Annotated in this window: 15 protein-coding genes; 5 read left to right on the forward strand and 10 right to left on the reverse strand. The window is 64.2% G+C overall.

What is annotated here, in order from left to right:
• Positions 1–101: 101 nt before the first annotated feature.
• From VN856_RS12935 to VN856_RS12975, 9 genes are all read right to left on the reverse strand, one after another.
• Positions 102–1,493 carry an NtaA/DmoA family FMN-dependent monooxygenase gene (locus VN856_RS12935; RefSeq protein WP_325689586.1) on the reverse strand — a complete coding sequence of 464 codons (1,392 nt, stop codon included), beginning with the start codon at positions 1,491–1,493 and terminating at the stop codon, positions 102–104.
• Positions 1,490–2,611, reverse strand: a complete 1,122-nt coding sequence (locus VN856_RS12940; protein ID WP_325689588.1) for an LLM class flavin-dependent oxidoreductase — start codon at positions 2,609–2,611, stop codon at positions 1,490–1,492. Before VN856_RS12940 ends, VN856_RS12935 begins: the two co-directional genes overlap by 4 nt.
• Complete coding sequence (locus VN856_RS12945) at positions 2,608–3,711, reverse strand: LLM class flavin-dependent oxidoreductase (protein WP_325689589.1); 1,104 nt, start codon at positions 3,709–3,711, stop codon at positions 2,608–2,610. Before VN856_RS12945 ends, VN856_RS12940 begins: the two co-directional genes overlap by 4 nt.
• A complete protein-coding gene (locus VN856_RS12950; protein ID WP_325689591.1) occupies positions 3,708–4,214 on the reverse strand; it encodes a GNAT family N-acetyltransferase in 507 nt (168 codons plus the stop codon). Before VN856_RS12950 ends, VN856_RS12945 begins: the two co-directional genes overlap by 4 nt.
• A 44-nt stretch (positions 4,215–4,258) precedes the next feature.
• Positions 4,259–5,164, reverse strand: coding sequence for a class I SAM-dependent methyltransferase (locus tag VN856_RS12955; protein WP_325689593.1), 906 nt, complete (start codon positions 5,162–5,164; stop codon positions 4,259–4,261).
• A gap of 2 nt (positions 5,165–5,166) precedes the next feature.
• Positions 5,167–5,550, reverse strand: a complete 384-nt coding sequence (locus tag VN856_RS12960; RefSeq protein ID WP_325689594.1) for a DUF3054 domain-containing protein — start codon at positions 5,548–5,550, stop codon at positions 5,167–5,169.
• A 9-nt stretch (positions 5,551–5,559) separates the two neighbouring features.
• The gene (locus tag VN856_RS12965; RefSeq protein WP_325689596.1) at positions 5,560–6,681 is read right to left on the reverse strand and encodes a hypothetical protein; all 1,122 of its coding nucleotides are present in this window, start codon (positions 6,679–6,681) and stop codon (positions 5,560–5,562) included.
• A 52-nt stretch (positions 6,682–6,733) separates the two neighbouring features.
• Complete coding sequence (locus VN856_RS12970) at positions 6,734–7,141, reverse strand: helix-turn-helix domain-containing protein (RefSeq protein WP_325689597.1); 408 nt, start codon at positions 7,139–7,141, stop codon at positions 6,734–6,736.
• Between the two features lie 309 nt (positions 7,142–7,450).
• Positions 7,451–8,368: an NmrA family NAD(P)-binding protein gene (locus VN856_RS12975; protein ID WP_325689599.1), complete on the reverse strand. Its 918-nt coding sequence runs from the start codon at positions 8,366–8,368 to the stop codon at positions 7,451–7,453.
• 356 nt (positions 8,369–8,724) lie between these two features.
• On the opposite strand from VN856_RS12975, the gene VN856_RS12980 reads away from it, so the two are divergent.
• The 5 genes from VN856_RS12980 (at position 8,725) to VN856_RS13000 (ending at position 13,863) form a co-directional block, all read left to right on the forward strand.
• Positions 8,725–9,633 carry an NmrA family NAD(P)-binding protein gene (locus VN856_RS12980; protein WP_325689600.1) on the forward strand — a complete coding sequence of 303 codons (909 nt, stop codon included), beginning with the start codon at positions 8,725–8,727 and terminating at the stop codon, positions 9,631–9,633.
• 45 nt (positions 9,634–9,678) lie between these two features.
• Positions 9,679–9,915, forward strand: coding sequence for a hypothetical protein (locus tag VN856_RS12985; RefSeq protein WP_325689602.1), 237 nt, complete (start codon positions 9,679–9,681; stop codon positions 9,913–9,915).
• A 104-nt stretch (positions 9,916–10,019) separates the two neighbouring features.
• Positions 10,020–10,556 (forward strand): helix-turn-helix domain-containing protein, encoded by a 537-nt coding sequence (locus VN856_RS12990; RefSeq protein WP_325689603.1) that lies wholly within the window; start codon positions 10,020–10,022, stop codon positions 10,554–10,556.
• A 101-nt stretch (positions 10,557–10,657) separates the two neighbouring features.
• Positions 10,658–11,056 carry an MmpS family transport accessory protein gene (locus VN856_RS12995; protein WP_325689609.1) on the forward strand — a complete coding sequence of 133 codons (399 nt, stop codon included), beginning with the start codon at positions 10,658–10,660 and terminating at the stop codon, positions 11,054–11,056.
• Positions 11,035–13,863: an RND family transporter gene (locus VN856_RS13000; RefSeq protein WP_325689605.1), complete on the forward strand. Its 2,829-nt coding sequence runs from the start codon at positions 11,035–11,037 to the stop codon at positions 13,861–13,863. The genes VN856_RS12995 and VN856_RS13000 overlap by 22 nt, the downstream gene beginning before the upstream one ends.
• A 16-nt stretch (positions 13,864–13,879) precedes the next feature.
• On the opposite strand, the gene VN856_RS13005 is transcribed toward VN856_RS13000, so the two are convergent.
• Positions 13,880–14,621: amidohydrolase family protein (locus tag VN856_RS13005; RefSeq protein WP_325689607.1), on the reverse strand; the 742-nt coding region annotated here is incomplete at its 5' end.

The following is a 14,621-nucleotide window of genomic DNA, read 5'->3' on the forward strand; positions in this document are numbered from 1 at the left end:
CGGGCCATGGCGACTTGTGGCGTGGCCCGATCCTCGAGGCCACCAGACAAGCGACCGCCCTGGCCGGCTAGAACACGTCACAGCGCGAATCGAGATAGACGCTAGCGCGCAAAAGTCTGAGTAGCGGTGACGCTGACGTCGATCTCGGCGTCGGCTCGCGTCAGCCCGAGATGCTCGCGCAGCGTGCTGCCGCTGTATTCGGTACGGAACCCTGAACGTTCTTGCAGCACTGGGACCACGTGGTCGACGAACTCGTCCAGGCCGTGCGGCGTCAGGTGCGGCACGAAAATGAATCCGTCGCAGGCATCAGACTGGATGTAGCGGTCGATCTCCGCGGCGACGTGATCGGCGGTGCCGACGAACTGCTCACGGCTGCTGACCGCGATGATCAGCTCGCGGATCGAAAGATTCTGTGCCTCAGCGCGTTCGCGGTAACGCCGGGCGACCTCGATCGGGTCGCCGTGCCGGACGCGGCCCTGGGTGATGCTGGTGTCGCCGCTCGGATCATCCTTGGGCAGCGGTCCGTCGGGGTCGTAGTCCGAAAGGTCACGGCCCCATACTTGCTCGAGCATCGCGATCGCCGTCGGGCCGCTGACCTGCTGGCGCCGGATGTAATGCGCTCTGTCGTCAGCCTCCGCGGCGGTATCACCGAGCACGAACGTGGCCGCGGGAAAAACCTTGAGGTCGTCGGGATTTCGTCCGAACGATGCCGCGCGGCCTTTGACGTCGGCGTAATAGCGTTGGCCATCCTCCAATGACCCATGCAGCGTGAACAGCGCGTCGGCGTAGTGGGCGCCGAAGTTGCGACCTTCGTCGGAGTCCCCGGCCTGCAATAGAATCGGGTGTCCTTGCGGCCCAGCGGGCAGCGTCGCAACTCCGCGCACATCGAATTGCGGGCCGTGATGGTCGACCACTGCCACCCGGTCGGGATTGAGATAAGTTCCCGAATCGACATCGGCCAGCACGGCATCCGATGCCCAGCTGTCCCAGAATTCACGTGCCACGCTGAGGAACTCCTCGGCCCGCTGGTAGCGATCGGGATGTTCGAGGAAACCACCGCGCCGGAAGTTCTCACCAGTGAACGCGTCGGACGACGTGACGATGTTCCAGCCCGCGCGGCCGTCAGACAGCTGGTCGAGGGTCGCGAATTGCCTTGCCACCTCGAAAGGTTCGTTGAACGTGGTGTTGATCGTTCCGGTCAACCCCAGCCGGTCGGTGACGGCGGCCAGCGCCGCCAGCACGGTGAACGTGTCCGGCCGGCCCACCACGTCGAGGTCGTAGATCTGGCCACGATGCTCTCGCAGTCGCAGCCCCTCGGCGAGGAAGAAGAAGTCGAAGAACCCGCGTTCGGCGGTGCGTGCCATGTGCGCGAACGAGTCGAACTCGATCTGGCTGCCCGACTCCGGATCGGTCCACACAGTCGTGCTGTTGACGCCCGGGAAATGGGTGGCTAGATGAATGGGTTTGCGCTGCTTGCCTTCCCGTGTACTCATTTGCCGATCCCCCAGCGTTGGGCGAGCAGCTCATGTGAGCGCAGGCGCGCCTGGTGGTCATGGGTCACCGATGTGACGACAAGTTCGTCGGCACCGCTCAGGCGTTGCAGGGCAGACAGCCGCTCGGCGACTTCGTCGGCGTCGCCGACGAATTGAGTCTCCAGCCGGTCCTTGACCACGGGCAGTTGTTCTTCGGTCAGCGGCCGGCAATCACCGGGGGCCGGGTAGGGCACCGCGCCCACCCCGGTGCGGATGGAGTACACCCACGGCCCGTAGCCGGCCGCCAGTTGCCGCGCGGTGGCGCTGTCGTCGGCCACCACGACGTCGGCGGACACCACAACATAGGGCTCCTGCAGTGTCGCCGACGGGACGAACGTGTCCCGGTAGGCCTCGATGGCTTCCAGCGCCGTCGCCGGGGTGATGTGGTAGCTCGCCACGAACGGCAGTCCGTGCGCGCCGGCCAGCCGCCCACTCTGACCCCGCGTACTGCCAAAGATCCAGGGCACCAACCCCGATCGCTCACCCGGCACCGCGTGCACGTCGAATCCGCCGGCCTGGTAGCTGCCGTCGAGCATCGCGAGGACGTCACTGAGTTGATCGGCGAAGTCGGGCGCCACGGCCTCTGGCTGCTGCAGGATTTCCATCGTCGCCATGACACGCTCGGTGTCGAGCAATCCGCGTAGGTCGAACGGCAACGGGATCACCACGCCGTCGACTTCGCGCCACTGCCGGGGTGGTCGATTCTTCGCCGATGGGCTCTTCGGCTTGAACCCGGTATCGCGCCGCTGGCCGCGGCCGAGGCCGAGGTCGATGCGGCCCGGGTAGAAGGCGTCGAGCATGCCGAAGCTCTCCACCACCGCGGCGGCCGTGGTGTGGCCGAGCTGAACCGCCGCCGATCCGACGTGAATTGTGTTGGTAGCGGCCGCAATCTGCCCGATGAGTACGGCCGGCGCGGAGCTGGCCACGCCGACGAAGTGGTGCTCGGCGATCCAGAACCGGCGATATCCCCACTGCTCCGCGCGTTGGGCGAGATCGATCGTGTTGTGCAACGCCGTCGCGGCGTCGCTGCCGGCGCTGATCGGCGACAGGTCCAGGATCGACAGCGGGACGGTGGTCACGGGCGCACCTGCGTGTACCGGTTGGGCGCGACGGGCAGGCCGAGTCGTTCACGCAGCGTCTCGCCATCTCGATAAGACGTCCGAAACCGCTTGGCCCGCTGCAGCAGTGGCACCACCTCATCGACGATCACCGGGAGGTCGGTGGCGTTGACGGCCGGCCGTAGCCGCACACCGTCGACGCCCCGCTGTTGCCAGCCCAGCAGCAGGTCGACCACATCGGCCGGGCTGCCGTCGAAGATCAAGGCGTCGGAACCGAATTCGGTATCGCCCCCGAATGTCACCACCACGTCGGCATAGACTTTCAAGTGCTGTCCGCCAGCCGCCTTCACCTCGTCGAGGATCGCGTCCAGCGACGCGTCGTCGGTGGGCGTGATGAAGACCAGATCTGCGCTAGTGGCCGCGAATTCGTAGATCCGCGGTCCATGTGCCAGCGCCGCCACCACCGGCTGCCCCTGCGGCGGACGCGGCGTGATCGACGGGCCTTTCACCGAAAAGTATTTCCCGTGGAAGTCGATGTAGTGCAGCTTGGCCCGGTCGATATAGCGTGCGGTCTGCGCGTCGCGGATGATCGCGTCATCCTCCCAGCTGTCCCACAACCGGCGTACCACCTCGACGGCATCGGCCGCTTCGTCGAACAATTCGCCACCGTCGGCGGTCGCGTCGCGCCGCCCGAACAGCGCGGCCTCGTGCGCCGTCGAGCTGACCCGTGGCTGCCAGCCGGCCCGCCCGTGCGACACGTGATCCAAGGTGGCGATGGCTTTGGAAACGTGAAACGGCTCGGTATGAGTGACGGTGGCCACCGGAATCAGGCCGATGTGCTTGGTGACCGGGGCGATGCGCGCGGCGACGAGTACGGCGTCGGCGCGCCCGGCCAGCCGCCGCGGGCTGATCGATTCGCGCCGACCTGGCTGGGGTGTCAGCGTGTCATCGATGGTGAGGAAATCCAGCAGGCCACGCTCCGCGGCGGCCGCCAAACCAGACCAATACCGGCCGCTGAAAACCGATTCCGTAGCGGGCTGGGCGGTCAGCGTGGCTCGCCAGGCCTGCCGGTGCCAACCGTAGCCGTCGAGTGCAACGCCCAGATGCAACTGATCAGTCACGGCAGATCCTTCACGAATGCAATCGGGAAGACCGGTCCCCGCGATGGCAACGGCTCCGAAAGCCGTGTGTAACCCGTCGATTCGTACAGCGCTTCGGCCTCTGGCTGACGGTTGCCCGTCGTCAGGTACACCCGCCGGTATCCGCGAGCGGCGATGGTGTTTTCCAGTTCGACGAGCAGTGCGGTGGCATACCCGCAGCGGCGGTGCGCGCTGTCGGTCCAGATCCGTTTGAGCTCGGCAGTCTCGGCGTCGAATCGCTGGAATGCTCCGCCGGTGACCGTCATCCCATCGACCTCACCGATCAGAAAGCCGCCATCGGGCGCCGCGAACTGCGCCAGCGGAACCGACCGTAACCACGCCATCACGGTGGGCGGCGTGCTCTCGTAGCGCTGCGCATACTCGACGGCCAGCTCGTCCAGCAGCGGCTGAGCCCTGGGATCGTCCGGACCGACTGCCAGGAAACGCAGCTGGCCCGACGCGGTTGGTTGGCTGGGTCGAAGCATCACTACATGTCTAACGTCTCGTCGTTGACTGCATTCCGCCGCGACTACGCCAAAACCGCGCGAACATAGCGGCCCGCCACTGGCACGCCGTTTAGATCTTGGCGACGCAAACCCGGTAGCCCGGTAGCGGTGAACAACTTCTCGAGCCCCGTCACCACGGTTCGCCAGCCGAGTGCGGCCAGGGATTCGGCGACGTCGCGGTATTCCTCTGCGTAGGTGAACTCGGCCATGTCGCCTTTGTATCCGAACTGTCGCCAGCCATCCGCCAGAGCGTGTTCCTGACTCCTGAGCGGCTGCGGTCGGTCCGGAAAATAGTCGGCCGCGGCCCGGCTTCCGGGGGCACTCAACGCGGTGACGTTGTCAAGCAACCGCTCCTGTGTGGCCGGCTGCAGAAACCCGATGAACAAGCCCTCCGCAACCCACACGGTGGGTTCGGTGGCGTCGAAGCCAATCCTGCGCAACGCCTCCGGCCAGTCCTGCCGCAGGTCGATACCCACCGCGCGCCGGTTGGCGGCCGGAACCGCGTCGAGGCCTCGCATTGTCTGGGTTTTGAAGTCGATCACTTGAGGTTGATCGATTTCGTACACGGTGGTGCGGGCCGGCCACCACAGCCGATAGGGCCGCGCATCCAGCCCCGACCCCAGTATCACCGCCTGCCGAATCCCGGCCCGGCACGCGTCGGTGAGGAAGTTGTCGAAGAATCGGGTACGAACCGCCAAAAGATCCGTCAGCAGTGCTAATCCGTTGTTATCACCGAGATCGCTGAGAGCCATCTCGCCGCTGGCCACCCTGGTGAAAAAGTCGTTCCCGACGGCGCTGACCAACGGCTCGGCGAACGGGTCGTTGATCAACCCCGCCCGGTGCGCCAGCGCCCTCGCGGTCGCCACCAAGGTCGCGGTCGTTCCGACGCTGGTGGCCGGACCCCAGGTGTCGCTGTCTGTTCGCGCCATGGTCACGCCCGCCTTTTCGAGAGCTTTGCTCGCCGCCTGGTTTGGGCTAGCGCTCGCCAACCCAGCAGCAGCAGCGCGGTGACTGACGACGCCACCACGATGAAACTGGCGGCGACGCCGGCCGAGGTGGCTTTACGCAGCAGCATCCCGACGACGACCGTGCACAGCCACACCACGACCCCGGTGGGGTATATCGCTGTCGGCCGGCGCCACGCCTGGGCCGCCAGCCACCCCACGACCGTCCCGCTCAGGAAGGGCCATGCTGTCGAGGTGATGCCCGCGATGTTGAGCCCCTCGTCGTGGCTACGCCTCCCCGCGGCGCAAAACACCAGCACACAAGCCACATCGATGCCCAACCACACCGGGCCGCGCCTCGGACGTTCCATGCGGTGAGGCTACCGTTCTGGTCGATCTCGGGGCGCCATCATGGCCGGCGGCCGACGCGGGACGATCGGAGTGGAGGGCCAGCGCCGCGTCCCCGTCCACGGCGCCGGTGGGGCGTCGAGCTGCTTGGCAAGCAGTAGCGCCGCCGCGTCGTAGTTCGCCCGCCAGCCCCGGAAATGCGGCCACGCCTCCTCCGCCGAGCGCTCGATCGGGTAGTCGACTTCGCGGAGTATGGCGACCGCCTGTTCAAAATCGCTGAATCTCACGGAGATTGGCGCGTCCGGGCCGGGCTCGTCGGGCACCGTCCGTACCATCGTCCGGGCGATCTGCGAGATGGCGACGAAGCCCATCCGAAGCGCCAGGCGCGGCGCTAGTTTGGGTTCGAGCGACGGGGCCAGCGACAGGTGCAAAGCGGCGGCATCCATCACCGCGATCAGTGAGGTCAGCCAATGTGACAGCGGATGCGGCGAACGGAAGCGCACCAGAGTGACATAAGTGGTGTGCGATTCGGTTACTTCTGCGGCCCACCGCTCCCACGAGAAGAACAACGCTTCGAGAACCTGCGCCATGTTGCCGCCCTGAATGCCCCACCGACTGCGGGCCAGAAGCTCCGGACCCCACGACGGCACGCCGGCCCGGGTGCCCAGCAGCGTGACGTCGGTTTCGCGCTTGTTGAACGCGGAGTACAGCGTCGGCAGGTAGCCGACCTGCAGCCCGATCACGACCAGCCCGGTGAACGCCGCCAGGTACTCCAGCGTCGTGCTGTCACCGGTCGACGGCGCCGCGTAGCCAAGGGTGAAGATCGACGACCCCGCTTCGGAAACAGCTTGCCCTAGATGGCCTTTCATACTCGGCAGCAACAAGAGCGCGAAGCCGACGACGAGCATGCCCAGCCACGCGGCGAGCCGGACGAGCAACGACATCGGCGCTTGCCAGGACAGGATCGCGTTCCTGCGCCCAAAGGAGCGCACCGGCTTGGTGAGGATCCGGAACACGATGTCGAGGAGCCACGCGACCAGCCGGCTGGCCGGGGAATTGACCGCCCGCGGGACGACCAGGGTGCCCGCGACGCTCATCAGCGTCCCCATCACCATCAACAACCCGGCCGCGAAGCCGATCCACGCACCGACCATAGGAGCATTCAAACAGTGCGTCGTGTGAGCCGCGTGCGGTTTGTGGCCTGGCTCAGCGTTTTTGTTTGGGCCGCAGCCGCGCCTCTGCCTGAGCAAGCTGCACGTTGTGGCCTTCCGCGCACTGGACATGGGTGGCCAGCGGCGCGCCGCAGCCTTCACCGTGCACCAGGTCGAGGCGTCTCGCGTCGCCCTGCAAGAGCATTCCGAATTCGACCAGGCTCACGAGTACGGGAAACAGCTGGCGGCCACGTCCGGTGAGCACGTATTCGTAGCGGGTCCGCTGCCCAGGCGACTTGTACGGCTGCTTGGCCAGAACCCCAGCATCGACAAGCTGCTTGAGACGCGTCGCCGCGATTTGCTCGGTGAAGCCTGCGCGTTGCGCAAAATCCTCGAAACGCGTGGTGCCCCAGAATGCCTCACGAAGCAGCACCAAAGCTGAACGTGTTCCGATGGTGTCCAAGGCCCGTTCGATAGGACAGACTTCTCGGTAGCCGGTTCTGTCACCATCGGCCAGACGCCCTGTCAGAGTCATCGCGTCAGTTGCTGGGGTCATCGCATCATCCTAGCCGCTGGCATTACTTCGCCATAGCCAGATGGCTGAGCTATCCGGTGCTGAACAGGGCGATCGACCCGGCGAGACGGGCCAGCCGGGCACTGGGACTGCAGTGCCCGATTGAGTTCATACTCGAAAGCGCTTATCTGATCTGTCTTTTAGACACGATTAGCTGGGACATACCCTTGGCCACAGTTATCTAGAGTTTGCTGTTACCTACAGCACCGCACGATTGGCACGCACGAACTCCCGCAGCGATACCGGCGTCCGGTTGATGAGTCGAGTCAATTGCGTGCAATCGGCGGGTGGGGCACCTCGAGCTGCGACCGCAGCTCCGACATTGGCGATGTGGCCGGCCATGGCGGGGTTGACGACTCCACCCGGATGATCCTCGGCAACGCGGACAAGCTCGTCGCGCCACTGGTCAGGTGAGATCGGCTCGAAGGTGATCGGACGCCCGAGCTCCTGAGTGAGGATCTCGGCGATCTCGTGGTGGTTCAGCAGCTCCGATCCCGTCGGGTAGCAGACCGGACCATCGAAGGTGGACGGGCGCAGCAGAGCTGCCACCGCAAGCTCGCCCGCGTCGCTGCCGTTGATCCAGCCGACTTGCCCTTCACCGAAGCTGTTACGCAGCAGATTGTCTCGCCTGATCGAGTCACCGTGCAACGCAATGAGATTCTGGTGGAAGGTCGCACCGACTCGCAAGATCAACACGTCGAGCCCGCCCCAGGTCATTACTTCTTCGGCCAGCCACTGTGCACGGCCAAGATCGCTGGGATGAAGCGGGTGCGCCGGTCCCATCGACATGACGACGGTCCTGATGGCGCGTCCCGTCTCGCGAACCGCGGCGGTGTAATTGGCCGCGGCGGGGACCACGCCGGCTTCAACCGGGTAGGTGAAATACGCCAACTCAACGTCGGTGAACGCGGTGACCAGACTGCGGCGATCATGCAGATCCCCGATGACCACTTCGGCGCCGAGCGCGGCGAGCGCGTCGGTGCGCTCGCTGAGCGTTCGGGCCAAGATTCGAACTGGGCTGCCTTCTTCGCGCAGGCGGCGTGCGACGTGGGCGCCGGTGGATCCGTGACGCCCGGTCGCACCGGTCACCAGGATCGGTGCGGCTGATCCGCTCATCGAGACACTCCTCGGGTGTACGCGGCGGCGTCGTCGCCGCCCGGTCGACAGCCCTAACCATCGCGACTGGCTCATGTTTTGTCAAGCCAATTAGCTAATGCGGATTCTGCATGCGTTGTGCCACTGCGTGTTTCTCGGTAAGTCATCAGAAGGGGCCGCGGCGAGGCCAGCCGCCCGGGTTGGTCCCGCCGTCCGTGGATGCTGACTTCTGCCTGCATACATTAATTTATTCCCTGATTTTAACTTCTGCAATGGGCATAAATCACGTTTGCTTTTAGCTTGACTCTAGTAGAGCTAGCTGTGACAGTGCGTAGATATGAGCTTCTTGCGAGTGACTGCGAAGAGAGGGACGACCAATGACCAGTGAGTACACCGCGACGGACCGCACCGACGTGCCTGCGTTGCTTGTTACGGGAGCGGCCGGCAGAACCGGCGGATACGCCGCGAAGTTGCTGCTCGAACGCGGCCACCGGGTGCGCGCCCTCGTGCACCGCTTTGACGACCGCGCTGCAAATCTGCGTGACAGTGGCGCCGAGGTCATCGTCGGCGATCTGCAAGATATCGACACGGTCCGCGAGGCGGTCGACGGCGCCCGGGCGGCCTACTTCGTCTACCCAATCAGCCCGGGTCTGCTCGAGGCGACCGCAACCTTCGCCCAGGCCGCCGAAGAGGCCGGAGTCAGCGCGATCGTCAACATGTCACAGATCTCGGCCCGCCGCGGTGCCGCAAGCGATGCGGCGCGCATCCACTGGCTGGGCGAGCGGATCCTGGACTGGTCTCCGGTTGCTGCGACCCATTTGCGCCCAACGTATTTCGCGGAGTGGTTCACGATTTTCGGCGCCCAGGGAATCCGCGAGGAGGGCGTCCTGCGACTCCCCTTCGGCGACGGACGTCACGCCCCGATCACGGCAGAAGACCAAGGCCGGGTCATCGCGGCGATCCTGGAGAACCCCGGCGACCACGCCGGCCAGGTTTACCCGTTGTTCGGGGCGGTCGAGATGAACCACTACCAGATCGCCGACGCCATCTCCGAAGCGCTGGGACGGCCGGTGCGCTACGAGCCCGCAGACATCCCGACGTGGATCGAAGGCATCAAGGCCCGGGGGTTTCCCGAGTTCTTGGCGCAACACCTGAGCAACGTCGCCGTCGACTACCAGAACGGAATCTTCGCGGGCAACAACGACCTGGTCGAACGAATCGGCGGCAAGAAGCCCACGACGGTGCAGGAATTCATCACCGACCATCTCGCCACATTCACCAGCTGACATCAAGCCAAGTGGCATAACAAGATTCGAATTTTAGGAGTCGATATGACGATTACCGAGCACGCTCCCTACTCGACCAAGGTCGACGATTCATACCCCGGGCCGGGCATCGAGCCGCAGGAAGACCCGGTCAACGCTGGTGACCGGAATCCGGGTGTCCCGCAATGGCAATGGCAGTTGCGTCGATTGACGACGACCACGGAAGGGCGGCCCTATCACCATCCACGGCGGGAGAGGTTCGTCGAAGAAGCCGCGATGTCCCGGGAGATGTTCCGGCTGTGACAAGCCAATTGGCCGCTTATCCGAGTGTACGGTTGCGTTCACTTGCGCGATCCAGCTAACCCCGCTATGGTCACTTTCAATTTGAAAGGCACAGGGGGTACTGGATGGACCGTAAGCCGAGTTGGAAGACGGAATGCCCGGTCGTGCAGACGCTTGAGCGGGTGGGCGAACGATGGAGCATCCTGCTGCTTCGTGAAATCTTTCGCGGAGCACATCGCTTCGACGAGCTCCAGACCAGCCTGGGGATCGCGCCGAACATCCTAAGCACGCGCCTGACGCGCTTGGTACACGCCGGCTTCATCGAGAAGCAGCTGTACCAACAGCATCCGCCGCGGCACAGCTATCACCTCACCCAGCGCGGCGAGGACTTCATCCCGGTTCTGTTCGCACTCCTCGCATTCGGCAACAAGCACTTCGCCCCCGAAGGCCCGAAGGTGGCCGTGGTGAATAAAGACACCGTGGAGATCGCCGAGCCCGTTCTCGTGGACCGCAAGACAGGCGTTGCGATCACCAGCGATCGATTCACCATCGCCTCCACCGCCCTGGCGAGCAAGCAAACGCAGGCGAAATATTCGCTCCAGGCATGCGAGCCGCCCCGCGCCGGGAGAGCGAGGGCCGCCAGGAAGGCACCTTCGGGGTAGCGCACTCCCGGGCGTCGGGCCAACTAACGTCACCAGAGATTCCGAAAGGTCAACGAGTGAGCCAACGTTCAGCGGCCCGCGCTTTCCTGCAGCGCGGGTGGATGGCCTTGGTGACCGTCATCGCGCTCGTTCTGGGCGCGGTCTGCATGTGGAAAGTGCACCAGTTCTCCGAACCGAAGCCAGTCACTACCGTCAACGGTCCACAGGCTCCCGAGGAGTTCAATCCCAAGCGCCTCACCTACGAGTTGTCCGGCTCGGTCGGCAGTGGCGGGATGCTGGTCTACGTCGACATCGACGGGCACCCGCACCGGGTCGACATCAAGGCCTTGCCGTGGTCACATACCGAGACGACGGTCCTGACTGTGGTGTCGGGCAGCATCTCCGCGCACGTACACGGCGCGCAGGCGGTCTGCCGAATGCTGGTGGATGGTGTTGTGCGGGACCAGCAGTCGACGACCCACAGCGACGCCGATGTCCAGTGCAGGGTGAAATCCGCGTGAGCGCACATCGTGCCGGGCGACCGTTCGTCGCCAGGACAGTCCGCCTTCTCGCGATACCGATCATCGTCCTCTGGGCGTTGCTCGCCGTGTCCACCAACGCCTTTATGCCGCAAGTGGAAAGGGTCGCAGAAGAACTCGCCGGCCCGATGGTCCCGACCTACGCCCCGTCGCAGCTCGCCATGCTCCAGATCGGCGAGAAATTTCAGGAGTCGACGTCGACCAGCCTGACCATGATCGTGCTGGAAGCCAACCGCCCGTTGGACGACGGTGACCACCGGTACTACGACGACTTGATCCAGCGACTCAAGCACGACACCGCGCATGTGCAATACGCCATGGATCTGTGGGGCAAACCATTCACCGCGGCCGGGGCGCAAAGCGTGGACGGCAAATCCACCTACGTGTTGTTGCGCCTTGCCGGTGACATCGGCCAGCTGCAAGCCAACGAATCCGTGAACGCCGTACGGGAATTGATCAACAAGGACACTCCCCCACCGGGGCTGAAGGTCTATGTCAGCGGCGCCGCCCCGCTGGCCTCGGACACCCTGTCCATCGCCAACGACAGCCTGAACAACATCACGATCGTGACGATCATCCTGATCTTCGTGATGCTGCTGTTGGTGTATCGCCGCATCACCACCCTGGTGGTCCCCATGTACAGCGTCCTGTTCGAGATATTGGTCGCCAAGGGCGTGGTGTCAACCCTCGGCCACGTGGGCATCATCCCGCTGTCGTCTTTCGCGGTGAACGTCGTCATTTCGCTGACGTTGGGAGCGGGAACCGATTACGGCATCTTCCTGATGGGCCGATATCAGGAAGCCCGGCAGGATGGGGAAAGTCCAGAAGACGCGTATTACACCGCATATAAGGGCGTGGCGCCCATCATCATCGGCTCGGGGCTGACGATCGCGGGCGCATGTTTCTGCCTGAGTTTCGCTCGGCTGAACTACTTCCACACCATGGGACCCGCCGTCGCGATCACCATGCTGTTCACCATCGCGGCCGCACTCACGCTGGCGCCGGCGTTGCTGACATTAGGCAGCATCTTCGGGCTCTACGAGCCGAGAACAAAGGTCAAGGGCGCGTTGTATCGGCGGATCGGCGCGAGCGTGGTGCGCTGGCCGAAACCGATTTTGGCAGCAAGCGCCGCGGTCGTGATGATCGGAGCGGTCTTCGTTCCCACCTACAAGCAGAACTACGACGACCGTCAATACCAGCCCGCCAGCGCATCGGCCAGGAAAGGCTTCGCTGCCGCCGACCGCCATTTCCCGCCGAGCAAACTGTTCTCCGAGATGCTGATGATCGAAACCGATCACGACATGCGCAACTCCGCCGACTTCATCTCGCTGGACCGTGTGGCAAAAGCACTGATCCGCCTGCCCGGTGTGGCCATGGTGCAAAGCATCACCCGGCCGTTGGGTCGGCCCCTTGAACACGCCACCATCCCCTACCTGTTCACCACCCAGGGCAGTGGCAACGGCCAACAACTCCCGTTCAACAGGGAGCAGAACATGAACACCGACCAGCAAGCGGATATCCAGGCGCACTCGGTTGCGGTGCTGCGCAAAGAGATCGTTTTCTTCCAGAAGGTGTCCGACGAAATACACAACACCGTGCTCACCGTTCAAGACCTGCAGAAGGTCACCGATGAGATGAACGAGGAAATCTCCAACCTCGACGACTTCTTCCGGCCGATCAAGAGCTACTTCTATTGGGAGAAGCACTGTTTCGACATTCCCATCTGTTGGTCGTTCAGATCGTTGTTCGACGCGCTCGACCACATCGACCACCTGGCCGAAGACATCAAATTCGCCAGAATCTCCCTCGCAGAGGTGGATGCGACCTTCCCGAAGATCATTGAGGAGCTGAAAGCCACCGCCGACGACACGGAGGCCCTGCAGAAGAAGTTGGTGAACAGCTACGGGTCGGCGGACCTGCAGTCCATCCAGACCGAGCAGACGTTCGACGACTCGATCAACGTCGGCAACGACTTCGACAAGTCGCGCAGCGACGACTTCTTCTACATCCCGCACGAGGGCTTCGACAACGACGACGTCAAGACGGGGATGAAGTTGATGATGTCGCCGGACGGCAAGGCCGCCCGGTTCATCGTCACCCATGAGGGCGACGCGATGGGCCCCGAAGGCGTCGAGCACGTCGAACAGTTCCCTGACGCAATCAAGACGATCCTGAAAGAGACATCGCTGGCTGGGGCGCGTGTCTACATCGGCGGTTCGGGCGCCAATGACAAGGACATCAAGGAATACGCGATGTCGGATCTGATGATCGCGGCAATTGCGGCCTTTGTGTTGATCTTCTTGATCATGTTGTTCATCACGCGAAGTCTGATGGCCGCGTTGGTCATTCCCGCGACAGTGGCTTTCTCCTACGCCGGCGCGTTCGGTCTGTCCATCCTGTTCTGGCAGCACCTCGTCGGCCTGCCATTGCACTGGCTGGTCCTGCCGCTGACGTTCATCATCCTGGTGGCGGTCGGGTCGGACTACAACCTGCTACTGATCAACAGGGTCAAAGAGGAGCTGCACGGCGGAATCCACACCGGTCTGATCCGGGCGCTGGGGAGCACGGGCGGCGTGGTGACGTCGGCGGGTTTGGTGTTCGCGTTCACCATGTTGGCCATGCTTACCAGCGATCTGCGGACCATCGGGCAGGTTGGGTCGACCGTCTGCATCGGCCTGCTGCTCGACACGTTGATCGTGCGCTCGTTCGTCGTGCCGTCGATCCTGCGAATCCTGGGGCCGTGGTTCTGGTGGCCGACGCTGGTGCGCACCCGGCCGCAGCCGCAGTGATGAGAGCGGTACCGCGTCAAAGCGGGTAGACGCGTGCGGCGTTGGCGTGCGCGATGAGGTCGACGACTCCGATGGCGTCGGCTTCGCTCCAGTCGCCGTTGGCCACGAACTCGCTGAGCACCCGGTGAATACCGGTGCGCCACAGCGCCGCCCCGAGAAAGTGGAGTTCGGCCGGGCCGAAACCGTCCGATGAGTACAGGAGCTTGCCGAACGGCGCCATCTCGAGCAGTCGCGCGAGGAACGCCGGCGCCCGGGCTCCCAGATAGTTCACGCTGAGTCCACCGTCGAGGTAGACATTGTTGAAAGCCTGCGCCAAGTACCCGGCTTCACGTTCGTAGGGGTAGCAGTGCAACAGCACGATCGGGGTGTCGGCCGATGCGCGCAGAAAGTCAACCAGCAGCAGCGGATTGGCTTTGTGCAGATCGCAGTCCCGGTCGCCGAAGCCAACGTGGAATTGCAGCGGCTTGCCGAACCGCAACGCCTGATGCAACCCGAAGCGCAGCAGAACGCGATCCTGCAACCGGACACCACCGCGCTCACGCCACCGGCCAGCCGCCTCGGCCACCTGCTTTGCGGACGGCTCGCTCAGGTCGCCGTCGAACCCGCCCCGGTAGGCCAGGATGGACTTGGTGGCGACCGCGCCACTCGCCCGCTGGTGCAGGATCTCCTGAAATGCCGACGCGTAGTCGCCGGGTGCCTGCGCCGCCTGTTCGGCCACTTGCTCTAGCCGCACGACTTCGTGAGCGCGGTTTCCGGAC

The organism is Mycobacterium sp., from assembly GCF_035603715.1.
In the GTDB taxonomy this organism is placed as follows: Bacteria; Actinomycetota; Actinomycetes; order Mycobacteriales; family Mycobacteriaceae; genus Mycobacterium.

What these genes read in the sequence shown, in the direction of transcription:
- VN856_RS12965 (WP_325689596.1), bottom strand. Translation starts at nt 6,681, where the DNA reads ATGGTCGGTGCGTGGATCGGCTTCGCGGCCGGGTTGTTGATGGTGATG.
- VN856_RS12955 (WP_325689593.1), bottom strand. Translation starts at nt 5,164, where the DNA reads ATGGCGCGAACAGACAGCGACACCTGGGGTCCGGCCACCAGCGTCGGA.
- VN856_RS12980 (WP_325689600.1), top strand. Translation starts at nt 8,725, where the DNA reads ATGACCAGTGAGTACACCGCGACGGACCGCACCGACGTGCCTGCGTTG.
- VN856_RS12935 (WP_325689586.1), bottom strand. Translation starts at nt 1,493, where the DNA reads ATGAGTACACGGGAAGGCAAGCAGCGCAAACCCATTCATCTAGCCACC.
- VN856_RS12950 (WP_325689591.1), bottom strand. Translation starts at nt 4,214, where the DNA reads ATGCTTCGACCCAGCCAACCAACCGCGTCGGGCCAGCTGCGTTTCCTG.
- VN856_RS12995 (WP_325689609.1), top strand. Translation starts at nt 10,658, where the DNA reads ATGGCCTTGGTGACCGTCATCGCGCTCGTTCTGGGCGCGGTCTGCATG.
- VN856_RS12975 (WP_325689599.1), bottom strand. Translation starts at nt 8,368, where the DNA reads ATGAGCGGATCAGCCGCACCGATCCTGGTGACCGGTGCGACCGGGCGT.
- VN856_RS12960 (WP_325689594.1), bottom strand. Translation starts at nt 5,550, where the DNA reads ATGGAACGTCCGAGGCGCGGCCCGGTGTGGTTGGGCATCGATGTGGCT.
- VN856_RS12985 (WP_325689602.1), top strand. Translation starts at nt 9,679, where the DNA reads ATGACGATTACCGAGCACGCTCCCTACTCGACCAAGGTCGACGATTCA.
- VN856_RS12990 (WP_325689603.1), top strand. Translation starts at nt 10,020, where the DNA reads ATGGACCGTAAGCCGAGTTGGAAGACGGAATGCCCGGTCGTGCAGACG.